The organism is Agrobacterium burrii (genome assembly GCF_017313405.1).
Classification (GTDB): Bacteria; Pseudomonadota; Alphaproteobacteria; order Rhizobiales; family Rhizobiaceae; genus Agrobacterium; species Agrobacterium burrii.
In genome coordinates this window covers 262,119-286,173 of the sequence record NZ_JAFLNA010000004.1, presented here as the reverse complement: position 1 = coordinate 286,173, position 24,055 = coordinate 262,119, and the positions used below count along the sequence as shown (strand labels likewise).

Here is a 24,055-nt window from a genome sequence, read left to right as displayed (position 1 = left end):
GCGTAAAATCAACCGGTTGCAGATGTTCGGGACAGGCCCGAGCATGACGGAGGAGAGGTTTTCAACCTTTGTCATCAGGTTTTAGCCGCTCCGCGCGACGGGGCGGTTGAGTACCTCCACGACCAAGACCAAACGTTACTCCGGCAAAATCCGCACCGCACCCTTGTCCGCGCTCGACGCAAAGGCCGCATAGGCCTTCAGCGCCGTCGTGACATTGCGCTTGCGCGGTGCTTCCGGCTTCCAGCCCAGCTCTTCCTGCTCGGCCCGGCGTGCCGCCAGCTCGGCATCAGTGACCTTGAGGTTGATGGTGCGGTTGGGAATATCGATCTCGATCAGGTCGCCCTGACGCACGAGGCCGATGGCGCCGCCCTGTGCCGCTTCGGGCGATGCGTGACCGATGGAAAGGCCGGACGTGCCACCCGAGAAGCGGCCGTCGGTGATCAGCGCGCAGGCTTTGCCGAGACCCTTAGATTTCAGATAGCTGGTCGGATAGAGCATTTCCTGCATGCCCGGTCCGCCCTTCGGCCCTTCATAACGGATGACGACGACATCGCCGGCCTTGACCTCGTTGCCGAGAATGCCCTTCACCGCCGCGTCCTGGCTTTCGTAAACAACGGCCGAACCGTTGAATTTCAGGATGGACTCATCGACACCCGCCGTCTTCACGATGCAGCCATCAAGCGCGATATTGCCGTAAAGCACGGCCAGACCGCCATCCTTGGAGAAAGGCTTCTCAACCGAGCGGATAACGCCGTTATCGCTGTCGGTATCCAGATCGTCCCAGCGCGAGGACTGACTGAAGGCCACCTGCGTCGGCACGCCGCCGGGGGCGGCCTTGAAGAACTGGCGCACCGTTTCGCTGTTGGTACGGGTAATATCCCAGCGGTCGATAGCGTCGCCCAGCGTCGCCTCGTGTACGGTATAGGTATCGCGGTTGATGAGGCCGCCACGCTCCAGCTCGCCCAGAATGCGCATGATGCCGCCGGCGCGGTGAACGTCTTCCATATGCACGTCCTGCTTGGCCGGCGCGACCTTGGAAAGGCACGGAACCTTGCGGGAAAGACGGTCGATGTCTTCCATGCCGAAATCGACGCCGCCCTCATGCGCAGCAGCCAGAATATGCAGAACCGTGTTGGTGGAGCCGCCCATGGCGATATCCAGCGACATGGCGTTTTCAAACGCCGCCTTGTTGGCGATGGTACGCGGCAGAACGGTTTCGTCATCCTGCTCGTAATAACGGCGAGCCAGATCAACGATCAGATGACCGGCCTCGACGAACAGGCGCTTGCGATCCGAATGGGTGGCGAGCGTCGAGCCGTTGCCGGGCAAGGACAAGCCCAGAGCCTCGGTCAGACAGTTCATGGAATTGGCGGTGAACATGCCGGAACAGGAACCGCAGGTCGGGCAGGCCGAACGCTCGATGACCGCCACGTCCTCATCGGAAATCTTGTCGTCGGCGGCAGCCACCATGGCGTCAACCAGATCGAGCGCCACCGTCTTGCCATGCAGCACGACCTTGCCCGCTTCCATCGGCCCACCGGACACGAAAACGGCGGGAATGTTGAGGCGCATCGCCGCATTCAGCATGCCGGGGGTGATCTTGTCGCAGTTGGAAATGCACACCATCGCGTCGGCGCAATGGGCATTGACCATATATTCGACCGAGTCAGCGATGATTTCGCGCGATGGCAGCGAATAGAGCATGCCGTCATGGCCCATGGCGATGCCGTCATCGACCGCAATCGTGTTGAATTCCTTGGCCACGCCACCCGCCGCTTCAATCTCGCGGGCAACCAGCTGGCCAAGATCCTTGAGATGCACATGGCCCGGCACGAACTGTGTGAAGGAGTTGACTACGGCGATGATCGGCTTGCCGAAATCGCTGTCCTTCATGCCGGTGGCGCGCCAAAGGCCGCGCGCGCCCGCCATGTTGCGGCCATGGGTGGTGGTTCTGGAACGATAGGCTGGCATGGTGTTTTCCTCGATCTCTTGGGCAGAAGAGCGCATGTCCGCAGCGCGGTCAAAACAACTCCTGCCCCATTTTGCGGTTTTTCTAGCGCAAACCGCAAGCCCTGTCACTGTCACCTTCGGGCAAAACAGTACGGTTCGGTACGGTACGCTTGTCTCCAATTGCGCGTAGTGGGTGGCTTACCATCACAAATGCGCGATTTGTGCCGCCCGGCCGCAGTTTTTACGCACAGCACTGAAACATATCTGTGCAGCAGCCGTATAGGCTATCATAATCGATTTATCGCCGACGCGCCCGGCTTTTGTGGAGATTGAAATGTCCGCCTATCGTCCGCCCCTGATCGTCTCAAGCGAAATCACGCCGAAGAATATCTACCTGTCCCGACGCGGCTTCCTCGGCACGGCGGCGGGGCTAGCGGCAATCGGGCTTGCAGGCCGCGAGGCGATCGCCGCACCGCTTTCTGCAAAACCCGGCGCCTATAAGCTGGATGAAAAGCTCACCCCGCTCGATGCCGTCACCAGCTACAATAATTTCTACGAATTCGGCGTCGGGAAATCCGACCCGAAGGAAAACTCCGGCAAGTTCAAACCCACCCCGTGGACGGTGAAGGTGGACGGCCTCGTCTCCAAACCGCAGGAATTCGGCATTGAAGAGCTGATGAAATATCCGCTGGAGGAGCGTACCTATCGCATGCGCTGCGTCGAGGGCTGGTCGATGGTCATTCCGTGGATCGGTTTTCCGCTTGCAAGCCTGCTCGACAAGGTGGAGCCGCTTGGCAGCGCGAAATACGTCACCTTCGAAACCGTAGTCCGGCCGGACGAGATGCCGGGCCAGCGCGGTCTGTTCCAGCCCCTGTCCTGGCCCTATATCGAAGGCCTGCGCCTTGATGAGGCGCGCCACCCGCTGACCCTCCTCGCGGTTGGCCTTTACGGAGAAACATTGCCGAACCAGAACGGCGCGCCGATCCGGCTCGTCGTCCCATGGAAATACGGCTTCAAGGGCATCAAATCCATCGTCAAGATTTCGCTGGTCGAAAAACAGCCGGAAACGACCTGGAAAAACTCCAACGCCCGCGAATACGGCTTCTACTCCAACGTCAATCCGCATGTGGACCATCCGCGCTGGAGCCAGGCAACGGAACAGCGCATCGGCGAAGGCGGCTTTTTCGGCACCCAGAACCGCCCTACCCTGATGTTCAATGGCTATGACGAGGTGGCAAGCCTCTATACCGGCCTCGACCTCAAGGCGAATTACTGATCATGGCCTTCGCCCTGTCGCTTCCCTCGCTGCCGAAGCGTTACCAGCCGGCGGCCATCTGGCTGGTCTATGTGATCGGCCTCTGTCCCGGCATCTGGTATTTCTATCTCGCCGCAACCGGCGGCCTCGGCTTTAATCCGGTCAAGGATTTCGAGCACCTGCTCGGCATCTGGGCGCTGCGGTTCCTGTGCATCGGATTGCTGGTCACGCCGCTGCGCGACCTGTTCAACATCAACCTCATTGCCTATCGCCGTGCTTTGGGGCTGGTCGCCTTTTATTACGTGCTGGCGCATTTCACCGTCTATCTGGTGCTCGATCGCGGGCTGGTCTTCAGCTCCATCGCCGGCGATATATTGAAGCGGCCCTATATCATGCTCGGCATGGCCGGACTTGCCATGCTCACACCGCTGGCGCTGACCTCCAACCGCTGGTCCATCCGCAAGCTTGGCAGCCGCTGGAACACATTGCACAAGCTTGTCTATCTCGTGCTCATCGTCGGCGTGCTGCATTTCGTGCTGGCACGAAAATCGATCACGCTGGAGCCGGTGTTTTATATCAGCACGATGGTGGTGCTGTTGGGGTATCGGCTGGCGCGGCCGACGATCATGGCAGCGAAGCGTGCGAAGCGCGCCAGACCCGTCCGACAATGAAGGACGCGACCCCAATTCCCACGACATAACAGACGATATTCCACAGCGAAAAAACCCGGCCGAGCAGCAAAGCCCCGGCCGTCGTTGCACGAAACGCATCAAGCGACGGAAAATGAACAAGCCGTACGAGTTCCACAGCAACGGCGAGAAGAATCGCGGCTTGAACCTGATAGCCGTTCCAGCGCAAGGGAAAGACGGCCGCCAGCAGCAGATATACCATCGCGCCCCAGAGCACGGATCCGCCATATTTGACGACCACGAAAGGTAGCCCCACGTCGTAACCGAATACCCGCAGGCAAAGACCGCAAACGATCACCGTCATCGCAGCCGCTAGAAAGCCGATGCGCGCGAAATAAGACGGGGATAGGCGTGACAAACCCATGCGGGCTCCTTCCGGTTTTCGTATGAAACGTGACGGATGCAAATCGAGGCGGGAACATGAGCACGGGAACAAGTCCAGCCGCAAGCCGCCTCTCCTTCTTGGACAATCTGCTTTGCGATACCTATCCCTGGGGAGAACTCAAGGGTATCCGGCGCTTTATCTTCGAGTTTTTATACTTCGGCATCAAGGAAGCCCGCGCCTGCCTGTTTGCGGGATTGTTCTTCATTTCGATCTTCGTGGTGCCGCATGGCGGGCTGTTCGGCATTCCACGTTATGATGTGCTGCTGATAATCGCTCTGGCCATCCAGTTCTTCATGATCTGGAGCAGGCTGGAAACGCTCGATGAGGCCAAGGCCATCCTGCTGTTCCATATCGTCGGCTTCGCATTGGAGGTCTTCAAGACCTCCAGCGCTATCCAGTCGTGGTCCTATCCGGATTTCGCCTATAGCAAGGTCCTCGGCGTGCCGCTCTTTTCCGGCTTCATGTATGCCGCCGTGGGCAGCTACATCATTCAGGCGTGGCGTCTGCTGGATGTGCGCATTCGCCACTATCCCAGCTACTGGATGGCAACGCTGATCGGTATCGCCATCTATGCCAACTTCTTCACCCACCACTTCCTTGGGGACTACCGCTGGTATATCGCCGCCTGCGCCATCGGCCTTTATTCACGCGCAACCGTGGTCTACCGCCCCTATGATCGCGACCGCAAGATGCCGCTGCTGCTTGCTTTCATCCTCATCGGCTTCTTCGTCTGGCTGGCGGAAAACATCTCCACCTTCTTCGGCATCTGGAAATATCCCGATCAGATCGGCGCCTGGTCCGTCGTGCATATCGGAAAGTGGAGTTCATGGTCGCTGCTGGTCATCATGACTTTCACCATCGTTGCGCACCTCAAGCACATCAAGGCCCGCATCCACGTTCCTGAGTGAGAAAAGCTCTCTATCAAGGTGAAGAGGGTATTCGCCGCCCACGCGCTTACCGTGAACTGCATGCTCTCGCCTTTTGACGTCAATGCCATGGCCTAACGCAAAAAAGCCGGACGATCTCTCGCCCGGCTTTTCAACTCACGACGCCCAAAGGCGTCAGACCTTATGCAGCTTCGGCAGCAGCGATCTCAGCGGCAACGCGAGCCTTGTCGGCTGCGCCCTTGGCGTCGACGTCGCGCTCGACGAATTCAACGACGGCGAGAGCCGCGTTGTCGCCCTGGCGGTAGCCGGCCTTCATGATACGCAGGTAGCCGCCATTGCGGGTTGCGTAACGCGAAGCGATCGCGTCGAACAGCTTGCGAACGGCGTCCTGATCCTTGATCTGCGAGATCGCCTGACGACGAGCGTGCAGGTCGCCGCGCTTGCCGAGGGTCACGAGACGCTCGACGATCGGACGGATTTCCTTCGCCTTGGGAAGGGTGGTGACGATCTGCTCATGGGTGATGAGCGAAGCAGCCATGTTGGCAAACATTGCCTTACGGTGGCTGGCGGTTCTATTGAGCTTGCGGCCTGAATTACCGTGGCGCATTGCTATTCTCCTTCTACGCAGGTTTCCTTTTAGGGCCTGCCGTTTCCTGGCACATGCAGATGACTTATCTGCTGTTTGACGGGGAAAGGCAGTCTTTAAAGGGTCTGCCTTTTTTGCTTGTTAATATTGGTCTTCGTAACGCTTTGCGAGATCTTCGATGTTCTCTGGCGGCCATGCCGGCACTTCCATGCCGAGGTGCAGACCCATGGAAGCGAGAACTTCCTTGATTTCGTTCAGCGACTTGCGACCAAAGTTCGGCGTGCGGAGCATTTCGGCTTCGGTCTTCTGGATCAGGTCGCCGATGTACACGATGTTGTCGTTCTTCAGGCAGTTTGCCGAACGAACCGACAGCTCAAGCTCGTCGACCTTCTTGAGAAGCGCCGGGTTGAACGCGAGTTCGGTAACCGATTCTTCTTCTGCTTCCTTCTGCGGCTCGTCGAAGTTGACGAAGACGCCCAGCTGGTCCTGAAGAATACGAGCGGCGAAGGCAACGGCGTCTTCGCCGGAAACCGAACCGTTGGTCTCGATCGTCATGATCAGCTTGTCATAGTCGAGAACCTGGCCTTCACGGGTGTTTTCCACCTTGTAGGACACTTTCTTGACCGGAGAATAGAGGCTGTCCACCGGAATGAGGCCGATCGGGGCATCTTCCGCGCGGTTGCGCTCAGCCGGGACGTAACCCTTGCCGTTGTTGACGGTGAATTCCATGCGGATTTCAGCGCCATCATCCAGCGTGCAGATCACGTGGTCGGGGTTCAGGATCTCGATGTCGCCAACCGTCTGGATGTCACCAGCAGTCACGGCACCCGGACCCTGCTTGCGCACGACCATGCGCTTGGAATCGTCGCCATCCATCTTGATGGCGATTTCCTTGATGTTGAGCACGATATCCGTCACATCTTCCCGAACGCCGGGGATGGAGGAGAATTCATGCAGGACACCGTCGATCTGCACGGCCGTTACAGCGGCGCCACGCAGGGAAGACAACAGAACGCGACGCAGCGCGTTGCCGAGGGTAAGACCGAAACCACGCTCCAGCGGCTCGGCAACCAGCGTTGCCTTGGTGCGGCTGGACGAGGTGAACTCGACCTTGTTCGGCTTGATAAGTTCCTGCCAGTTCTTCTGAATCATCTTTAAACCTTCCGTTCGCCGCCACCATCCAATCGTGACGGACCGAGCATGAAAACACCGAGAGGAACCTAATTCAGTGGTTCATCAGTGGGTTCTTGAGCGCAAGTCCGTCGATCGAAATCGACGCGCACACGCCAGATACACGAAAATTCCGCCAGACCTGAGGTAAGGCGGAATTTCCGAACCACGGTCGCGTCAGACGCGGCGCTTCTTGCGCGGACGGCAACCATTGTGCGGGATCGGCGTCACGTCGCGAATGGAAGTGATCATGAAACCGGCAGCCTGCAGAGCGCGAAGTGCCGATTCACGGCCGGAACCCGGACCGCAAACTTCAACTTCAAGCGACTTCATGCCGTGTTCCTGAGCCTTCTTCGCGCAATCTTCAGCAGCGATCTGGGCAGCAAACGGGGTCGACTTGCGCGAACCCTTGAAGCCCTTGGCACCAGCAGACGACCAGGCAATGGCATTGCCCTGTGCGTCGGTGATGGTGATCATCGTGTTGTTGAAGGTCGAGTTGACGTGCGCGACGCCCGACGTGATATTTTTGCGTTCGCGACGACGGACGCGTGCGGCTTCCTTGGCCATTGTATACCTTTCATTGATCTCTTCACCGCCGTAACACCAGCGGCTACACCGGCGATCGACCCGTATCCGGGCTTCACGCCAAACTCAGAAAGGCTGGCGCGGACTGCACCAGCCTCCCCTTTCCGGAGAACCGGAAAATTACTTCTTCTTACCAGCGATAGCCTTCGCCGGACCCTTGCGGGTGCGGGCGTTGGTGTGCGTGCGCTGACCGCGGACCGGAAGGCCACGACGGTGACGCAGGCCGCGGTAGCAGCCGAGGTCCATCAAACGCTTGATGTTCATCGACGTGTCGCGACGAAGGTCGCCTTCGACCTGATAGTCGCGGTCGATGGCTTCGCGGATCTGAAGAACTTCAGCATCCGTCAGCTGATGAACGCGCTTGTCAGCCGGAAGACCGACCTTGTCCATGATTTCCTGCGCGAATTTCGGACCAATCCCGTGAATATAGGTCAGCGCAATAACAACGCGCTTCGCAGTCGGGATGTTGACGCCAGCGATACGTGCCACGTCTTTTCTCCTTGGTTCCAGTTGCCATCCGGCAAGTGGTGATTCCAGTCGAGCGACCAACAGGGCCGCCAGTTCAAAATTGATGTCCGTGACAGGTCAAAACGACCGTACCCGGATCTCCCTTCCCTAAGGGAAATCCGCGCCAGTCGCTTGGGATGTCGCGAGTTGACGCGGTGTTTAACGGAATCAGCGCAAAAAAGCAACCGGCTCCGCCAAGATTCTTTTGCTATCCAAAGGATGAGCTAGATCATGAGAGTGGCAAATCGGGCGAAAATCGCCAGCAGATTTTGCCACCCCGCCCCAGCCTTCAGGCTGAGGCCTTTTCGAGGACGTTTTCGATAGCCTCGGTCACGGCATCGACATCCGCCATGCCATCCAGCGTCACAAGCTCGCCCTGTTCGCTGTAATAGCTCGACAAAGGCGCGGTCTTCTCGCGATATTCCGTCAGCCGCTTGCGGAAAGCTTCCGGATTATCGTCCGAACGAACAGTGCCGCCGGCGGCAATGGTTTCCGCGACGCGGTTTTCGATTCGGCGAATCAACGCCTCCTCGTCCACCTTCAGTTCAATGACGGCATCAAGGGCAAGATTCTTCTTGCGCATGTTCTCGGCAAGCGCCTTGGCCTGCGGAACGGTGCGCGGATAGCCGTCGAGAATAAAGCCCTTGGCACAGTCAGGCGCTTCGATGCGTTCGGAAACGATCTGATTGACGATATCGTCGGAAACCAGCCCGCCGGCGTCCATGACGGCCTTGGCTCGTTTGCCGATTTCGGTGCCCGCGCTAACCGCAGCGCGAAGCATGTCACCGGTTGAAAGCTGCGGGATCCCGTACTTGTCAGTCAGCCGCTTGGCCTGGGTTCCCTTGCCCGCACCCGGCGGACCCAAAAATATCAGTCTCATCGTCCCCTCTTTCCTCCACGCAACTTCGACTTCTTGATCAGCCCTTCATATTGCTGCGCGATCAGGTGACCCTGAATTTGCGCAACCGTGTCCAGAGTTACACTGACAACGATCAAAAGCGAAGTACCACCAAGGGCTAATGGAATGCCCGTGCGTGCGATAAGTGTCTCAGGAAGGATACACACGAAGACCAGATAAACCGCGCCGACCACCGTGATACGGGTCAGGACGTAATCGATGTACTCCGCGGTGCGCTCACCCGGACGAATGCCCGGAATGAAGCCGCCATGCTTCTTGAGGTTATCGGCCGTGTCCTTCGGATTGAAGACGATAGCCGTGTAGAAAAACGCGAAGAACGCGATCAGCAGGCCGTAGAGCGCCATGAACAATGGCTGCCCGTGCTGCAGCGACGCAATGATCGCGGTCGCCCAGGACGGCAGATTGGTGTTTCCGGCGAAACCGGCAGCCGTCGCCGGCAGAAGCAGCAGCGAGGATGCGAAGATCGCGGGAATGACGCCGGCGGTGTTCAGCTTCAGCGGCAGATGCGAGGTATCGCCCTGGAACATCCGGTTGCCGACTTGTCGCTTCGGATATTGTATCAACAGGCGACGCTGGGCGCGTTCCACAAAGACGATCAGCGCGATAACGCCGATGGCGACGATGACGACCATGAGAATGAGCGGCGTCGACAGCGCACCGGTGCGGCCGAGTTCCAGGGTGCCGGCAAGCGCCTTGGGCAGGCCTGCGGCAATACCCGCGAAGATGATAAGCGAAATACCGTTGCCGATACCACGCGAGGTGATCTGTTCGCCGAGCCACATCAGGAACATCGTGCCACCGAGCAGCGTGATGACGGTGGAGACGCGGAAGAACCAGCCCGGATCGACCACAAGGCCACTGCCGCTTTCAAGACCGACTGCAATGCCATAGGCCTGCAGCGTGCCGAGCAGCACCGTGCCGTAACGGGTGTACTGGTTGATGATCTTGCGGCCGGCTTCGCCTTCCTTCTTCAACGCTTCGAGCGAGGGCACGACCGAGGTCATGAGCTGCACGATGATCGAAGCGGAGATGTAAGGCATGATGCCGAGGGCGAAGATCGCCATGCGCTCGACAGCGCCACCCGCAAACATGTTGAAAAGACCAAGAATACCGTTGGCCTGGCCCTGGAAGGCCTGCGCATAGGCTTCGGGGTTCAGGCCCGGAAGCGGAATATGGGTGCCAAGACGGTAGACGAGAAGTGCGGCAAGAGTAAACCAGAGACGCTTTTTCAGATCCTCCGCCTTAGCGAAGGTCGAAAAATTCAGGTTCGAAGCCAGTTGTTCCGCTGCGGACGCCATAAATTTCTCCGAATGACCCTTGCCAGCCAGCAAAACCGACCGATGCGGAAAGGTCTAAAAGATACCGGTTCAAAAACCGGGCTTCGGACGAACACGGCTCTGCGCCGCCATCATGCCTCACCCTGTTTTTTTATGTCCTATCCCCTCCCCTACGGAAGTTCAAGAACTGTGAGGCTCTCCCTGCAGCACTTTATGCCGCAAGCGGCGCGCATAACAGCTGCACCGCGAAGAGTTTGCCATGATGCATCTCTAAATCGATTTAGATCGAAAGCAACATAAGCCAGGGAGCGCAGACGCCCGGAGCACGAAGCCCCGGGCGCCTGAAGTCTATATATTACTCGGAAGCTTCGGCTGCAACCACGAGAAGCTTGATAGAGCCGCCGGCCTTCTCAATCTTTTCGAGTGCGGGCTTGGAAGCACCGGCAACTTCGAAGGCAACCTTGGCCTTCAGCTCGCCGTCGGCGAGAATGCGAACGCCGTCCTTGACGCGGCGGATGACGCCGGCTGCCTTGAGAGCAGCAGCATCGATCGTTGCGGAAGCGTCGAGCTTCTTGGCGTCGATGGCGGTCTGAATGCGGCCGAGCGACACAACAGCATATTCGGAACCGAAGATGTTGTTAAAGCCGCGCTTCGGCAGACGACGGTAGATTGGCATCTGACCGCCTTCGAAGCCGTTGATGGCGACGCCCGAACGAGCCTTCTGACCCTTCACACCGCGACCACCGGTCTTGCCCTTGCCAGAACCGATACCGCGACCTACGCGGATACGGTCCTTGGAGGAGCCTTCGTTGTCTCTGATTTCATTGAGTTTCATGATAGGTTACTCCGTCTCACTTCTCGTCAACGACGCGAACGAGATGCTGGACCGCACGGATCATGCCGCGAACCGCCGGAGTATCTTCCAGGGTGCGCTGACGATGCATCTTGTTGAGACCCAGACCGACCAGCGTCTGACGCTGGATTGCCGGGCGGCGAATAGGGCTGCCGATCTGTTCGACCGTGACAGTCTTCTTGGCTTCAGTAGTTTTCTTGGCCATGATCCAGCTCCTTATTCTTCAGAAGCGTTGCCGGACGCGGCGCGGCGAGCCTGAAGGGTCGCAAACTTCAGACCGCGCTGTGCAGCGATGTCCTTCGGATGAACCTGATGCTTCAGAGCGTCGAACGTTGCACGAACCATGTTGTAAGGGTTCGAGGAACCGGTCGACTTCGCAACGACGTCATGAACGCCCAGCGTTTCGAAAACAGCACGCATCGGACCGCCGGCGATGATACCGGTACCGGCCTTGGCCGAACGCAGCAGAACCTTGCCTGCGCCGTGACGGCCATTGACGTCGTGATGCAGCGTGCGGCCATCGCGCAGCGGAACGAAGATCAGATCGCGCTTTGCGCTTTCAGTTGCCTTGCGGATCGCTTCCGGAACTTCACGAGCCTTGCCGTGACCGAAGCCAACGCGGCCCTTCTGGTCGCCGACAACAACGAGAGCGGCGAAGCCGAAGCGACGGCCACCCTTAACAACCTTTGCAACGCGGTTGATCGCGACCAGCTTGTCGACGAATTCGCTATCGCGTTCTTCGCGGTTCTGGCGATCGTCGCGAGAACCTCTTTTTTCCTGTGCCATTGTCCTTGTCCTTTTTCTTTTACGGGTGGAACGGCAAACGAAAAGACCACCGGCCTCGATGAAGAGACCCGCATGGTCCGGTGAAATTCCGCCCGGATCGTTGTCCGGGCGGAATAAAAATTAAAAGTTCAGACCGCCTTCGCGGGCAGCATCTGCCAGGGCCTTGACGCGGCCGTGATAGATGAACGCGCCACGGTCGAATACAACATCCTTGACGCCAGCCTTGACGCCCCGCTCGGCAACCAGCTTGCCCACGACGGATGCCGCAGCAACGTCGGCGCCGGTCTTGAGCGAGCCGCGCAGATCGGCTTCGAGCGTGGAGGCAGACGCAAGCGTCTTGCCAGCAACATCATCGATGATCTGGGCGTAGATGTTCTTCGACGAGCGATGAACCGACAGGCGCGGGCGGCCATTGGCAACCGCCTTGATCTGGCGGCGCACACGGCTCGCGCGACGTGCAAGTGCTTCTTTCCTGCTAGCCATTTCGCGTGATCCTTACTTCTTCTTGCCTTCTTTGCGGACGATACGCTCTTCAGCGTACTTCACGCCCTTGCCCTTGTAGGGCTCGGGACCACGGTATTCGCGGATTTCCGCGGCTACCTGACCGACCTGCTGCTTGTTGATACCGGAAACGATGATTTCCGTCGGCTTCGGCACGGCAATGGTGATGCCGACCGGCGGCTCGTAAACCACGTCGTGGGAGAAACCGAGCGCCAGCTGCAGGTTCTTGCCCTGCAGAGCGGCACGATAACCAACGCCGTTGATTTCGAGCTTGCGTTCGTAACCGTCCTTAACACCCTTGAAGATGTTCTCGATCATCGTGCGGGACATGCCCCACTTCGAGCGAGCTTCCTTGGTGCCATTGGCCGGCGTTACGGAAACGCCGTTATCTTCGAGTTTCAGCTGAATATCGTCGTTAGCGACGAAAAACAGTTCACCCTTCGGGCCCTTCGCAGTGACCTTCTGGCCGTCGACATTGGCCGTCACACCTGCGGGAACCGGAACGGGCTTTTTACCGATACGAGACATTGTTCAATCCTGTCTGTTCGTTATGGAGATCCGTGCTCGATCTTAGAAGACCGAGCAAAGAACCTCGCCACCAACGTTCTGTTCGCGAGCCTGGTGATCGGCCATCACACCCTTCGGAGTCGAAAGGATGGTGATGCCGAGGCCGTTCGCGACCTGCGGAATGGACTTTACCGAGACATAGACTCGGCGGCCCGGCTTGGAAACGCGGCCGATCTCACGGATCACGGACGCGCCTTCGTAGTACTTCAGTTCGATGCTGAATTCGGACTTGCCGTTTTCGAAATCGACCTTGGAATAACCGCGAATGTAGCCTTCAGCCTGCAGCACGTCGAGAACGCGTGCGCGGAGGCTGGAAGCAGGCGTGCTGACCGCAGACTTGCGGCGAGCGGCACCATTGCGGATGCGGGTGAGCATATCACCCAAAGGATCAGTCATGGTCATGTGCCCGTCTCCTTACCAGCTCGACTTGACAATGCCCGGCACCTTGCCGGAATTGCCCAGCTCACGAAGCGCGATACGCGACATCTTGAGCTTGCGATAGAACGCGCGCGGACGGCCCGTTACTTCGCAGCGGTTGCGGATACGCGTCTTCGAACCGTCACGCGGCAGCGAAGCGAGCTTCAGAGTGGCCTTGAACCGGTCTTCGATCGGAAGGGACTGGTTCATTACGATCGCCTTGAGTGCAGCACGCTTGGTAGCCTGCTGGGCGACCGACTTGCGGCGGCGCTTGTTCTTTTCAACTGCGCTTGTTTTCGCCATATCGGAGTTCCTTTTCTACGCTCGTCGTTACGGTTAGTGACGGAACGGGAAGTTGAACTCTGTAAGCAGAGCCCGAGCTTCGTCGTCCGACGTCGCCGTCGTGCAAACGATGATGTCCATGCCCCACATCTGATCAACCTTATCGTAGTTGATCTCAGGGAACACAATGTGTTCCTTGATGCCCATGGCGAAGTTGCCACGGCCGTCAAAGCTCTTGGGGTTCAGACCCCGGAAGTCGCGAACGCGCGGCAGCGCGATGTTGATCAGACGATCAAGGAATTCATACATGCGTGCGCCACGAAGGGTAACCTTCGCACCGATCGGCATGCCTTCGCGAAGCTTGAAACCAGCGATCGAATTACGAGCGCGGGTAACGACCGGCTTCTGGCCGGCAATCGCAGCCAGGTCACCGGCAGCAATGGTCGGCTTCTTGGAATCGGCAGTCGCTTCGCCAACACCCATGTTGATCACGATCTTTTCAAGCTTCGGGATCATCATTACGTTGGCGTAGGAGAACTTCTCCTGCATGGCGTCACGGATACGCGACACGTATTCCGCCTTGAGACGCGGCTCGTACTTGTCAGCCATCGATCACTTCTCCCGAACGCTTGGCCACGCGGACCTTCTTGCCGTCTACAACAGAAAAGCCAACGCGGGTCGGCTTGCCATCCTTATCGGCGATGGCAATGTTGGAGATGTGCAAGGATGCTTCCTTGTTGATGATGCCGGCTTCCTGGCCCTGGGTCTGGCGCTGGTGACGCTTCACCATGTTTACGCCACGCACAACGGCACGGTCTTCTTTCGGCATAACCTGGATTACTTCGCCGGTACGGCCCTTGTCCTTACCGGTCAATACGACAACTTTGTCGCCTTTACGAATTTTCTGCATCGCAATTGCTCCTTACAGTACTTCCGGAGCCAGCGAGATGATCTTCATATGGTTCTTGGCGCGAAGTTCGCGCGGAACCGGTCCGAAGATACGGGTGCCGATGGGCTCTTTCTTGTTGTCGATAAGAACGGCTGCGTTGTTATCGAAACGGATGACGCTGCCGTCAGCGCGACGGATGTCCTTGGCGGTGCGCACGACAACCGCCTTCATCACATCGCCCTTCTTGACGCGGCCGCGCGGAATAGCTTCCTTGATGGAAACGACAATAATGTCGCCAACAGAAGCATATTTGCGCTTCGAGCCGCCCAGCACCTTGATGCACATGACACGACGTGCGCCGGAATTATCCGCCACGTCGAGGTTTGTTTGCATCTGAATCATGTCAGGTCGCCTTCTTGTTGTTACCGGAACGGTTGGGCAAACTCTCTCGAGTGAGCCCCCTGCCCCAGCTTATGAATATCTCTTTTTTTGCGCGGAAAAATCGTGACAGGGTGGTTTCCCGAGGGACCTTCCGTGCGCATCAAAGCAAAAGACGCTCGATTCACGAGCGTCCTTGCGGTGCTTCATACAGGAATTCGCGCCAAGTACAAGATGCCTGGCGCGATTCTGATGAAATTAAGCCTGGGCGGCAACAACCGTCCAGCGCTTGTCCTTGGAGATCGGTGCGCATTCCTCGATGGAAACGACATCGCCGACCTTGTATTGATTGTTTTCGTCGTGTGCCTTGTACTTCTTCGAACGACGAACGGTCTTTTGCATGAGCGGGTGAGCGAATCGACGCTCAACCCGGACCACGACAGTCTTCTCGTTCTTGTCGGACACTACGACGCCCTGCAGAATGCGTTTCGGCATATTATTTTTCCTTAGGCCTTGGCTTCTGCCGCCTTCTGGCGGGCAATGGTTTTAACGCGGGCGATGTCCTTGCGGACTTCGTTGATGCGCGAGGACTTCTCCAGCTGGCCGGTCGCCTTCTGGAAGCGCAGGTTGAACTGCTCCTTCTTCAGATCGGCGAGCTTGTCCTTGAGCTGGTCGGCGCTGAGGCCGCGAACTTCATCGGCTTTCATGTGCCTTGCTCCTTACTCTGCGATGCGCTGTACGAAGCGCGTCTTGACCGAGAGCTTGGCAGCGCCGAGACGAAGCGCCTCACGGGCGATCTCCTCGGTAACACCGTCGATCTCGAACATCATACGACCGGGCTTGACCTTGCATGCCCAGTATTCGACCGAACCCTTGCCCTTACCCATACGAACTTCGGTCGGCTTTGCCGTTACCGGAACGTCGGGGAATACGCGGATCCACACACGACCTGCGCGCTTCATGTAACGCGTGATCGCGCGGCGGGCCGCTTCGATCTCGCGTGCATTCACGCGGTTCGGTTCCTGCGACTTCAAGCCGAATTCACCGAATGCCAGGTCAAAGCCGCCCTTGGCGACGCCCTTGATGCGTCCCTTGAACTGCTTACGGTACTTAGTACGCTTTGGCTGCAACATTTTCTTACTTCTCCGAGCTTATCTTTCGCCAGCGTCAATCAAGCGTTTTCGCGACGACGATCGGGACGATCGCCACGCTCACGGCTTGCAGGGCCTTGAGCATCGCCTTCGAGACCGCGACGCTCAGAAGCCATCGGATCGTGCTCAAGGATTTCGCCCTTGAAGATCCAGACCTTGATGCCGCAGATGCCGAATGCGGTTTCCGCTTCAGCCGTGCCGTAGTCGATATCCGCACGCAGCGTGTGCAGCGGAACGCGACCTTCGCGATACCATTCGGTACGAGCGATTTCAGCACCGCCGAGACGGCCGCCGCAGGTGATCTTGATGCCTTCGGCGCCAAGACGCATTGCGGACTGAACCGAACGCTTCATCGCACGGCGGAAAGCCACGCGGCGCTCGAGCTGCTGGGCGATCGACTGGGCAACCAGAGTTGCGTCGATTTCCGGCTTGCGCACTTCAACGATGTTGAGGTGCGTTTCGGAGTTGGTCATCTCGGAAAGCTTCTTGCGAAGCTTCTCGATGTCCGCGCCCTTCTTGCCGATGATGAGACCCGGACGAGCCGAGTGGATCGTAACGCGGCACTTCTTGTGCGGACGCTCGATGACCACCTTGGCGATACCGGCCTGCTTGAGTTCCTTGATCAGGTAAGCCCGGATCTTCAGATCTTCATGCAGCAGCTTGCCGTATTCTGCGGTGTCAGCGTACCAGCGGCTATCCCAGGTACGGTTGATGCCGAGGCGGAAGCCGATCGGATTGATTTTCTGACCCATTATGCGGCCTCCCCTTTTTCTTCAACTTCACGAACAACGATCGTGAGGTGAGAGAACGGCTTTTCAATGCGGGACGCACGACCACGGCCACGGGCGTGAAAACGCTTCATGGTAATGGACTTGCCAACATAGGCCTCGGCGACGACGAGAGAGTCAACGTCGAGGTCATGGTTGTTTTCCGCATTGGCAATTGCAGATTCCAGCGTCTTCTTGACGGTGCCTGCAATGCGCTTGCGGGAGAATTCGAGCTCTGCGAGAGCGCGATCAACCTTCTTGCCACGGATAAGAGCGGCAACCAGGTTCAGTTTCTGGGGGCTGACGCGGAGCGTGCGGGCAATGGCCTGAGCCTCATTGTCCTTCAGCCGGCGTTCGGTCTTAGCCTTCGCCATGATTACTTCCTCTTTGCCTTCTTGTCCGCGCCGTGACCGTAGTAGGTCCGCGTCGGAGAGAATTCACCGAACTTGTGTCCGACCATGTCTTCGTTGACCGAGACGGGCACATGCTTGCTGCCGTTGTACACGCCAAACGTCAGACCGACGAACTGCGGCAGGATCGTGGAGCGACGGCTCCAGATCTTGATTACTTCATTACGTCCGCTCTCGCGCACCTTCTCAGCCTTGGTGAGAAGATAGCCGTCAATAAACGGACCTTTCCATACTGAACGAGCCATTAGTGACTACCTCTCTTACTTCTTACGCTGATGGCGCGAGCGCATGATGAACTTGTCGGTCGACTTGTTCGAACGGGTGCGCTTGCCCTTCGTGGGCTTGCCCCACGGAGTAACCGGGTGGCGACCACCCGACGTGCGACCTTCACCACCACCGTGCGGGTGGTCGACCGGGTTCATGACGACGCCGCGAACGTGCGGACGCTTGCCACGCCAACGCGAACGACCAGCCTTGCCGTCGTTGATGTTGCCGTGATCCGAGTTCGAAACAGCGCCGATCGATGCGAGGCAAGAGCCGTGCACCAGACGCTGTTCGCCCGAGTTGAGACGCAGGATGGCCATACCGGCATCGCGGCCGACGAGCTGGACATACGTACCGGCGGAGCGGGCAATCTGACCGCCTTTACCTGGCTTCATCTCGACGTTGTGGATGATCGAACCGACCGGAATGTACTGAAGCGGCATGGTGTTGCCGGGCTTCACGTCCACTGCCTTGTCGGAGGCGATTACCTTGTCACCAGCAGCAAGACGCTGTGGCGCGAGAATGTAAGCCTGTTCGCCGTCGGTATACGTAACCAGCGCGATGAACGCGGTGCGGTTGGGGTCGTATTCCAAACGTTCAACGGTGCCTTCAACGTCGAACTTGCGACGCTTGAAATCCACCAGACGGTAGGTCCGCTTGTGACCGCCACCCTGGAACCGGACGGTGATCCGGCCCTGGTTGTTGCGGCCACCCTTGGAGCTGAGGCCCTGGGTCAGAGCCTTTACCGGCTTGCCCTTGTAGAGCGAAGCGCGGTCCACGATAACCAGCTGGCGCTGGCTCGGCGTGGTCGGATTGAAACTTTTCAATGCCATTTTATTGTTCCCTTTTGGGTCTTTGCCCGCTTGGGCCTAACCTTTAGAGTCCGGTGGACACGTCGATGGATTGACCTTCGGCGAGCGTAACGACGGCTTTCTTGACGTCCTTAAGCTTACCGGCGAACCCACGGAAACGACGGGTCTTACCCTTGCGGATAAGCGTGTTCACAGCCGTGACTTTGACGCCGAAGAGAGCTTCCACGGCAGCCTTGATTTCAGGCTTGGAAGCGCTTTTGGCGACGTTGAATACGACCTGGTTCTGTTCGGAGACCAGCGTCGACTTTTCCGTGATCGAAGGAGATACGATCACATCGTAGTGGCGAAGATCCGTCATTTGAACCGCTCCTCCAGAGCCTCTACAGCAGCCTTGGAAAGCACCAGCTTGCCACGACGCAGGATGTCGTAAACATTGATGCCCTGTACCGGCAGAACGTCCACATTCGGGATGTTCTGGGCTGCGAGCTTGAAGTTGCCATCAAGTTCAGCGCCACCGATAACCAGAGCGTTGGTCAGGCCAAGCGAAGCGAAGCTGCCCAGCAGAGCCTTGGTCTTTGCTTCAGATGCAACGAGCTGATCGACGATGATCAGTTCTTCTGCCTTCAGCTTTGCAGACAGGGCGTGACGCAGAGCGAGCGCACGAACCTTCTTGGGAAGGTCATGGGCGTGGCTGCGAACGACCGGGCCGTGGGCCTTGCCGCCGCCGCGGAACTGCGGTGCGCGAGCCGAATGGTGACGAGCGCGGCCCGTACCCTTCTGCTTGTACATCTTCGCACCGGTGCGGGAAACTTCCGACCGGTTCTTCGTCTTGTGTGTTCCCTGCTGCTTCTTTGCAAGCTGCCAGCGAACCATACGGGCCAGGATGTCCTGGCGGGGATCGAGGCCGAAAATTTCGTCCGACAGAGAAACCTTGCCGGCGTCTTTTCCCTCGAGGGTCTTGACGTTCAATTCCATGATAAGGCTCCCTTACTTCGCAGCCGACTTGACGGCGTCGCGGACGATGATCCAGGAACCCTTCGAACCGGGAACTGCACCCTTAACAAGGATGAGGCCACGGTCTTCATCAGTCGAAACGACTTCGAGGTTCTGGGTCGTAACGCGCGTCTGGCCCATATGACCAGCCATGCGCTTGCCCTTCCAGACGCGGCCCGGATCCTGGTTGTTACCGGTCGAACCGTGTGCACGGTGCGATACGGAGTTACCGTGCGAAGCGCGGCCACCACCGAAGTTGTGACGCTTCATAGCACCGGCAAAACCTTTACCGATCGTGGTTCCAGTAACGTCGACCAGCTGGCCGTTCTGAAAATGATTTGCGGTCAGTGTTGCACCGATGTCGATCAGGTTCTCGGGGGAAACCCGGAACTCGACGAGCTTAGCTTTCGGTTCGACATTGGCAGCGGCAAAATGACCGCGAAGCGCCTTCGTCGTGTTCTTGACCTTGGACTGGCCGGCACCGAGCTGAACTGCGGTGTAGCCATTCTTGTCTTCCGTGCGCTGGGCAACGACTTGTACGTTATCCAGTCGCAATACTGTTACGGGGATATGTTCACCTGCGTCGTTATAGACGCGTGTCATACCCACTTTCTGTGCAATCACACCTGAACGCATTGGTTCATCCTCTTGCGAGCCTTGAAGGGAAAACCCTCTCTGGCCTTTGTTAAGGAGTGCCCTTCGACATCTCACGATGTTTCCGGTCTCCGGTTTGGAAGTCGTTGGATTTCTCCACGTACCTTCCTTGTTATTTCAGCCCTCACCAAGGATGGGTCGGGCCGGGTCTTAGAGCTTGATTTCCACGTCAACGCCAGCAGCGAGGTCGAGCTTCATAAGAGCATCGACAGTCTGCGGGGTGGGGTCAACGATATCGAGAAGACGCTTGTGCGTCCGCATTTCGAACTGTTCACGGCTTTTCTTGTCAACGTGAGGAGAGCGGTTGACGGTAAACTTTTCGATGCGTGTGGGGAGTGGAACCGGGCCGCGAACGCTGGCGCCGGTGCGCTTTGCGGTCGACACGATTTCACGGGTAGAGGCATCGAGGATCCGGTGATCGAACGCCTTGAGGCGGATACGGATATTCTGGCCGGTCATTCGTCTTGTCCTTGTTCTTTGTTATTCGTTTCCGCACGCGGAAACACATGAACTTCTATTGATCGTGGCGCCGCAGATTTTCAAAAATCGAGAGAGATGCGCCTCGCACCCCAATCATTTCAGTAGTCTGTATTGCTAAAACACCGCGTTTCGCAGTTGCTTGCGAATCCAGCGGGGAGTGTGAGTGCGCGTTTACGCGCTTTCACCGAATTTTTCAAGCACTAAAAATGCAACGCCGCCAGGCTTTTTGTCAAAAGCCCGACGGCGGTGTTTGTGACACCGCCGTCGGAGCGAATTTTAAAAGTCGAAATTACTCGACGATCGAAGCCACGATGCCGGCGCCGACGGTACGGCCGCCTTCGCGGATAGCGAAGCGCAGCTTTTCTTCCATCGCGATCGGAACGATCAGTTCGACTTCAACCGTGACGTTGTCGCCAGGCATAACCATTTCCGTGCCTTCCGGCAGCGAAACGATACCGGTAACGTCCGTCGTGCGGAAGTAGAACTGCGGACGGTAGTTCGTGAAGAACGGCGTATGACGGCCGCCTTCTTCCTTCGTCAGGATGTAGGCTTCTGCCATGAACTTCTTGTGCGGCTTGACCGAACCCGGCTTGCACAGGATCTGACCACGCTCAACGCCGTCACGGGTAACGCCGCGAACCAGCGCACCGATGTTGTCGCCGGCCTGGCCCTGATCGAGCAGCTTGCGGAACATTTCAACGCCGGTAACCGTCGTCTTCGAGGTCGGACGAATGCCGACGATCTCGACTTCTTCACCAACCTTGACGATACCGCGCTCAACGCGACCCGTCACAACCGTACCACGGCCCGAGATCGAGAACACGTCTTCGATCGGCATCAGGAACGGCTGGTCGATCGGACGCTCAGGCGTCGGGATGTAGGCGTCAACAGCGGCCATCAGCTCGCGGATTGCGTCTTCACCGATCTTCTTGTCGGAATCTTCAAGAGCGGCAAGTGCCGAACCCTTGACGATCGGAATATCGTCGCCCGGGAAGTCGTAGGACGACAGAAGTTCGCGAACTTCAAGCTCGACGAGCTCGAGAAGCTCGGCGTCGTCAACCTGGTCGACCTTGTTGAGGAACACGACGATCGCCGGAACACCAACCTGACGGGCGAGCAGGATGTGCTCGCGGGTCTGCGGCATCGGGCCGTCGGCGGCCGAGCAAACCAGGATCGCGCCGTCCATCTGGGCAGCACCGGTGATCATGTTCTTCACGTAGTCGGCGTGGCCGGGGCAGTCGACGTGCGCGTAGTGACGGGCAGGCGTTTCATATTCGACGTGGGCCGTCGAGATCGTGATGCCGCGAGCCTTTTCTTCAGGCGCAGCGTCGATCTGGTCATACGCCTTGAACTCGCCAAAATACTTCGTGATCGCAGCAGTCAGCGACGTCTTGCCGTGGTCGACGTGACCGATCGTGCCAATGTTGACGTGCGGCTTATTGCGCTCAAACTTGCTCTTTGCCATTAGTGGCTCTCCATTCTTGTCCCTTGACGGGAATAATCTTCAAATCTCTGGTGGGGCGTACCCCGATCACTTCTGACCGGAGTACTTTGCCTGAATTTCCTGCGCCACGTTCGACGGAACCGGCGAATAGTGATCGAACGTCATCGAGTACTGAGCGCGACCCTGCGACATGGAGCGCAGGTTATCCACGTACTTGAACATGTTCGCGAGCGGAACATGCGCATTGATGACGATCGTGATGCCACGCGATTCCTGGCCCTGGATCTGACCGCGACGCGAGTTCAGATCGCCGATCACGTCACCGACGTAATCTTCAGGGGTGACGACTTCGACCTTCATCATCGGCTCGAGAAGCTGTGCGCCAGCCTTCTTTGCTGCTTCACGGAAGCAGGCACGCGATGCGATTTCGAAGGCGAGAACCGAGGAGTCAACGTCGTGGTATGCGCCGTCGATCAGCGTCGCCTTGACGCCGAGCATCGGGAAGCCAGCGAGCGGACCGGAAGACAGAACGCTTTCGATGCCCTTCTGAACGCCCGGGATGTATTCCTTCGGAACAGCACCGCCGACGATCTTGGATTCGAACTTGAAGTCTTCACCGTCAGGGTTCGGTTCGAAGATGATCTTGACGCGCGCGAACTGACCGGTACCACCGGACTGCTTCTTGTGCGTGTAGTCTTCTTCGTGCTGACGGGTGATCGTTTCGCGATAGGCAACCTGCGGCGCGCCGACGGTTGCTTCAACCTTGAACTCGCGACGCATGCGGTCAACGAGAATGTCGAGGTGAAGTTCGCCCATGCCTGCGATGATCGTCTGACCGGATTCTTCATCCGTCTTGACACGGAACGAAGGATCTTCAGCAGCCAGGCGGTTGAGCGCGAGGCCCATCTTTTCCTGGTCGCCCTTGGTCTTCGGCTCGATCGCGATCTGGATGACCGGCTCGGGGAATTCCATGCGCTCGAGGATAACCGGCTTCAGCGGATCGCAGAGCGTATCGCCAGTGGTGGTTTCCTTGAGGCCGGCCAGAGCAACGATGTCGCCGGCAAAGGCTTCTTCGATGTCTTCACGCGAGTTGGAGTGCATCTGCAGCATACGGCCGACGCGCTCACGCTTGTCCTTGACCGTGTTGATGACAGACGTACCCTTTTCGAGCTTGCCCGAGTAGATGCGGGCAAAGGTCAGCGAACCGACGAAGGGGTCGTTCATGATCTTGAACGCGAGCATGGAAAGCGGCTCGCTGTCGTCAGCGTGACGCTCAATCTCGGCTTCGGTCTTGAAGTCGATGCCCTTGATCGCAGGAATGTCCATCGGCGAAGGCAGGTAATCGCAAACGGCGTCGAGAAGCGGCTGAACGCCCTTGTTCTTGAACGCGGTGCCGCAGAACATCGGGTGGAACTTCACATCGATGGTGCCGCGACGAACGAGCGCACGGATCTTGTCGTTGTCGGGCATGATGCCGTTCAGGTAGTCTTCCATCGCCTGTTCGTCGACTTCGACAACGGTCTCGATCAACTTTTCGCGATATTCGTCAGCCTTGGCCTTCATGTCGTCCGGAATCTCGACGACGTCCCACTGGGCGCCGAGCGACTCGTCGCGCCAGATGAGTGCGTTCATCTCGATCAGATCGATAACGCCCTTGAACTCGGTTTCCGCACCGATCGGCAGCTGCATGACGACAGCGATGGCGCCGAGACGGGTCTTGATCATCTCTACCGAGCGGTAGAAGTCAGCACCGGTCTTGTCCATCTTGTTGCAGAAGATCATACGCGGAACGTTGTACTTCTCAGCCTGACGCCAGACGGTTTCCGTCTGCGGCTCAACACCGGCGTTGGCGTCGAGAAGGGCAATCGCACCGTCGAGAACGCGCAGCGAACGCTCAACTTCAATGGTGAAGTCAACGTGGCCGGGGGTGTCGATGATGTTGAAACGGCGCATCTTGCCGTCGCGACCCTTCCAGAAGGTCGTGGTCGCAGCGGACGTGATGGTGATACCACGTTCCTGCTCCTGCTCCATCCAGTCCATCGTGGCTGCGCCATCATGAACTTCGCCGATCTTGTGCGACTTACCGGTGTAGTAGAGGATACGCTCGGTGGTCGTCGTCTTGCCGGCGTCGATATGCGCCATGATACCGAAATTGCGGTAGTCTTCGATTTTATATTCGCGAGCCATAATGGACTGC

Annotated in this window: 34 protein-coding genes; 3 read left to right on the top strand and 31 right to left on the bottom strand. The window is 58.0% G+C overall.

The window, feature by feature from the left end; all coding sequences use genetic code 11:
- Positions 1–135: 135 nt before the first annotated feature.
- A complete protein-coding gene (ilvD, locus tag JZX89_RS10320) occupies positions 136–1,971 on the bottom strand; it encodes a dihydroxy-acid dehydratase (protein ID WP_207133988.1) in 1,836 nt (611 codons plus the stop codon).
- A gap of 313 nt (positions 1,972–2,284) precedes the next feature.
- Here ilvD and msrP point away from each other — a divergent pair, with 313 nt between their 5' ends.
- On the top strand, positions 2,285–3,226 hold the full coding sequence (gene msrP / locus JZX89_RS10315) for a protein-methionine-sulfoxide reductase catalytic subunit MsrP (protein ID WP_207133987.1): 942 nt from the start codon (positions 2,285–2,287) through the stop codon (positions 3,224–3,226).
- Positions 3,227–3,228: 2 nt separating this feature from the next.
- Positions 3,229–3,876, top strand: a complete 648-nt coding sequence (gene msrQ / locus JZX89_RS10310) for a protein-methionine-sulfoxide reductase heme-binding subunit MsrQ (protein ID WP_207133986.1) — start codon at positions 3,229–3,231, stop codon at positions 3,874–3,876.
- Here msrQ and JZX89_RS10305 read toward each other — a convergent pair.
- Positions 3,830–4,258, bottom strand: a complete 429-nt coding sequence (locus tag JZX89_RS10305; protein WP_207133985.1) for a ribosomal maturation YjgA family protein — start codon at positions 4,256–4,258, stop codon at positions 3,830–3,832. The two genes, msrQ and JZX89_RS10305, sit on opposite strands and share 47 nt — an antisense overlap.
- Before the next feature lie 56 nt (positions 4,259–4,314).
- On the opposite strand from JZX89_RS10305, the gene JZX89_RS10300 reads away from it, so the two are divergent.
- A complete protein-coding gene (locus JZX89_RS10300; protein ID WP_207133984.1) occupies positions 4,315–5,187 on the top strand; it encodes a DUF817 domain-containing protein in 873 nt (290 codons plus the stop codon).
- 160 nt (positions 5,188–5,347) lie between these two features.
- Here the strand turns inward: JZX89_RS10300 and rplQ are convergent, their stop codons facing one another.
- The 29 genes from rplQ to fusA form a co-directional block, all read right to left on the bottom strand.
- Positions 5,348–5,773, bottom strand: a complete 426-nt coding sequence (gene rplQ, locus JZX89_RS10295; protein WP_149897268.1) for a 50S ribosomal protein L17 — start codon at positions 5,771–5,773, stop codon at positions 5,348–5,350.
- Positions 5,774–5,893: 120 nt separating this feature from the next.
- Positions 5,894–6,904: a DNA-directed RNA polymerase subunit alpha gene (locus JZX89_RS10290; protein WP_003495228.1), complete on the bottom strand. Its 1,011-nt coding sequence runs from the start codon at positions 6,902–6,904 to the stop codon at positions 5,894–5,896.
- A 195-nt stretch (positions 6,905–7,099) separates the two neighbouring features.
- Entirely contained in the window at positions 7,100–7,489 is a 390-nt protein-coding gene (rpsK, locus tag JZX89_RS10285; RefSeq protein WP_003495225.1) for a 30S ribosomal protein S11, read from the bottom strand.
- Positions 7,490–7,627: 138 nt separating this feature from the next.
- A complete protein-coding gene (gene rpsM / locus JZX89_RS10280; protein WP_003507791.1) occupies positions 7,628–7,996 on the bottom strand; it encodes a 30S ribosomal protein S13 in 369 nt (122 codons plus the stop codon).
- 307 nt (positions 7,997–8,303) lie between these two features.
- Positions 8,304–8,894 carry an adenylate kinase gene (locus JZX89_RS10275; RefSeq protein WP_149897267.1) on the bottom strand — a complete coding sequence of 197 codons (591 nt, stop codon included), beginning with the start codon at positions 8,892–8,894 and terminating at the stop codon, positions 8,304–8,306.
- Positions 8,891–10,231, bottom strand: coding sequence for a preprotein translocase subunit SecY (gene secY / locus JZX89_RS10270; RefSeq protein WP_149897266.1), 1,341 nt, complete (start codon positions 10,229–10,231; stop codon positions 8,891–8,893). Before secY ends, JZX89_RS10275 begins: the two co-directional genes overlap by 4 nt.
- A gap of 334 nt (positions 10,232–10,565) precedes the next feature.
- Positions 10,566–11,045: a 50S ribosomal protein L15 gene (gene rplO / locus JZX89_RS10265; protein ID WP_046798172.1), complete on the bottom strand. Its 480-nt coding sequence runs from the start codon at positions 11,043–11,045 to the stop codon at positions 10,566–10,568.
- A gap of 16 nt (positions 11,046–11,061) precedes the next feature.
- Positions 11,062–11,268, bottom strand: a complete 207-nt coding sequence (gene rpmD, locus JZX89_RS10260) for a 50S ribosomal protein L30 (protein ID WP_003495212.1) — start codon at positions 11,266–11,268, stop codon at positions 11,062–11,064.
- An 11-nt stretch (positions 11,269–11,279) separates the two neighbouring features.
- Positions 11,280–11,849 carry a 30S ribosomal protein S5 gene (gene rpsE / locus JZX89_RS10255; RefSeq protein WP_149897265.1) on the bottom strand — a complete coding sequence of 190 codons (570 nt, stop codon included), beginning with the start codon at positions 11,847–11,849 and terminating at the stop codon, positions 11,280–11,282.
- 120 nt (positions 11,850–11,969) lie between these two features.
- The gene (gene rplR, locus JZX89_RS10250) at positions 11,970–12,332 is read right to left on the bottom strand and encodes a 50S ribosomal protein L18 (RefSeq protein ID WP_046798170.1); all 363 of its coding nucleotides are present in this window, start codon (positions 12,330–12,332) and stop codon (positions 11,970–11,972) included.
- Positions 12,333–12,344: 12 nt separating this feature from the next.
- Complete coding sequence (gene rplF / locus JZX89_RS10245; protein WP_006313979.1) at positions 12,345–12,878, bottom strand: 50S ribosomal protein L6; 534 nt, start codon at positions 12,876–12,878, stop codon at positions 12,345–12,347.
- Positions 12,879–12,920: 42 nt separating this feature from the next.
- Entirely contained in the window at positions 12,921–13,319 is a 399-nt protein-coding gene (rpsH, locus tag JZX89_RS10240) for a 30S ribosomal protein S8 (RefSeq protein ID WP_149897264.1), read from the bottom strand.
- A 12-nt stretch (positions 13,320–13,331) separates the two neighbouring features.
- Positions 13,332–13,637, bottom strand: coding sequence for a 30S ribosomal protein S14 (gene rpsN, locus JZX89_RS10235; protein WP_003495202.1), 306 nt, complete (start codon positions 13,635–13,637; stop codon positions 13,332–13,334).
- A 33-nt stretch (positions 13,638–13,670) separates the two neighbouring features.
- Positions 13,671–14,225: a 50S ribosomal protein L5 gene (gene rplE, locus JZX89_RS10230; RefSeq protein WP_149897263.1), complete on the bottom strand. Its 555-nt coding sequence runs from the start codon at positions 14,223–14,225 to the stop codon at positions 13,671–13,673.
- Positions 14,218–14,526 (bottom strand): 50S ribosomal protein L24, encoded by a 309-nt coding sequence (rplX, locus tag JZX89_RS10225; protein WP_149897262.1) that lies wholly within the window; start codon positions 14,524–14,526, stop codon positions 14,218–14,220. Before rplX ends, rplE begins: the two co-directional genes overlap by 8 nt.
- A gap of 12 nt (positions 14,527–14,538) precedes the next feature.
- The gene (gene rplN / locus JZX89_RS10220; RefSeq protein WP_003495199.1) at positions 14,539–14,907 is read right to left on the bottom strand and encodes a 50S ribosomal protein L14; all 369 of its coding nucleotides are present in this window, start codon (positions 14,905–14,907) and stop codon (positions 14,539–14,541) included.
- Between the two features lie 234 nt (positions 14,908–15,141).
- Complete coding sequence (gene rpsQ / locus JZX89_RS10215) at positions 15,142–15,378, bottom strand: 30S ribosomal protein S17 (RefSeq protein ID WP_006313974.1); 237 nt, start codon at positions 15,376–15,378, stop codon at positions 15,142–15,144.
- An 11-nt stretch (positions 15,379–15,389) separates the two neighbouring features.
- Positions 15,390–15,590 carry a 50S ribosomal protein L29 gene (gene rpmC / locus JZX89_RS10210; protein ID WP_003495193.1) on the bottom strand — a complete coding sequence of 67 codons (201 nt, stop codon included), beginning with the start codon at positions 15,588–15,590 and terminating at the stop codon, positions 15,390–15,392.
- Between the two features lie 12 nt (positions 15,591–15,602).
- Positions 15,603–16,016 (bottom strand): 50S ribosomal protein L16, encoded by a 414-nt coding sequence (gene rplP / locus JZX89_RS10205; protein ID WP_006313973.1) that lies wholly within the window; start codon positions 16,014–16,016, stop codon positions 15,603–15,605.
- A gap of 38 nt (positions 16,017–16,054) precedes the next feature.
- Positions 16,055–16,786, bottom strand: a complete 732-nt coding sequence (rpsC, locus tag JZX89_RS10200; protein WP_003516138.1) for a 30S ribosomal protein S3 — start codon at positions 16,784–16,786, stop codon at positions 16,055–16,057.
- On the bottom strand, positions 16,786–17,175 hold the full coding sequence (gene rplV / locus JZX89_RS10195; protein WP_149897261.1) for a 50S ribosomal protein L22: 390 nt from the start codon (positions 17,173–17,175) through the stop codon (positions 16,786–16,788). The genes rpsC and rplV overlap by 1 nt, the downstream gene beginning before the upstream one ends.
- A gap of 2 nt (positions 17,176–17,177) precedes the next feature.
- Positions 17,178–17,456 carry a 30S ribosomal protein S19 gene (rpsS, locus tag JZX89_RS10190; RefSeq protein WP_149897260.1) on the bottom strand — a complete coding sequence of 93 codons (279 nt, stop codon included), beginning with the start codon at positions 17,454–17,456 and terminating at the stop codon, positions 17,178–17,180.
- A 15-nt stretch (positions 17,457–17,471) separates the two neighbouring features.
- Positions 17,472–18,308 carry a 50S ribosomal protein L2 gene (rplB, locus tag JZX89_RS10185; RefSeq protein ID WP_003507771.1) on the bottom strand — a complete coding sequence of 279 codons (837 nt, stop codon included), beginning with the start codon at positions 18,306–18,308 and terminating at the stop codon, positions 17,472–17,474.
- A 43-nt stretch (positions 18,309–18,351) separates the two neighbouring features.
- Positions 18,352–18,645 carry a 50S ribosomal protein L23 gene (locus JZX89_RS10180; RefSeq protein ID WP_003495178.1) on the bottom strand — a complete coding sequence of 98 codons (294 nt, stop codon included), beginning with the start codon at positions 18,643–18,645 and terminating at the stop codon, positions 18,352–18,354.
- A complete protein-coding gene (gene rplD / locus JZX89_RS10175) occupies positions 18,642–19,262 on the bottom strand; it encodes a 50S ribosomal protein L4 (RefSeq protein ID WP_010971963.1) in 621 nt (206 codons plus the stop codon). The genes JZX89_RS10180 and rplD overlap by 4 nt, the downstream gene beginning before the upstream one ends.
- Before the next feature lie 12 nt (positions 19,263–19,274).
- On the bottom strand, positions 19,275–19,916 hold the full coding sequence (gene rplC / locus JZX89_RS10170) for a 50S ribosomal protein L3 (protein WP_149897259.1): 642 nt from the start codon (positions 19,914–19,916) through the stop codon (positions 19,275–19,277).
- Between the two features lie 168 nt (positions 19,917–20,084).
- On the bottom strand, positions 20,085–20,393 hold the full coding sequence (rpsJ, locus tag JZX89_RS10165; RefSeq protein ID WP_003495158.1) for a 30S ribosomal protein S10: 309 nt from the start codon (positions 20,391–20,393) through the stop codon (positions 20,085–20,087).
- A 310-nt stretch (positions 20,394–20,703) separates the two neighbouring features.
- Positions 20,704–21,879: an elongation factor Tu gene (gene tuf, locus JZX89_RS10160; RefSeq protein WP_174373528.1), complete on the bottom strand. Its 1,176-nt coding sequence runs from the start codon at positions 21,877–21,879 to the stop codon at positions 20,704–20,706.
- Positions 21,880–21,945: 66 nt separating this feature from the next.
- Positions 21,946–24,045, bottom strand: a complete 2,100-nt coding sequence (gene fusA, locus JZX89_RS10155; protein ID WP_149901720.1) for an elongation factor G — start codon at positions 24,043–24,045, stop codon at positions 21,946–21,948.
- Positions 24,046–24,055: the final 10 nt, after the last annotated feature.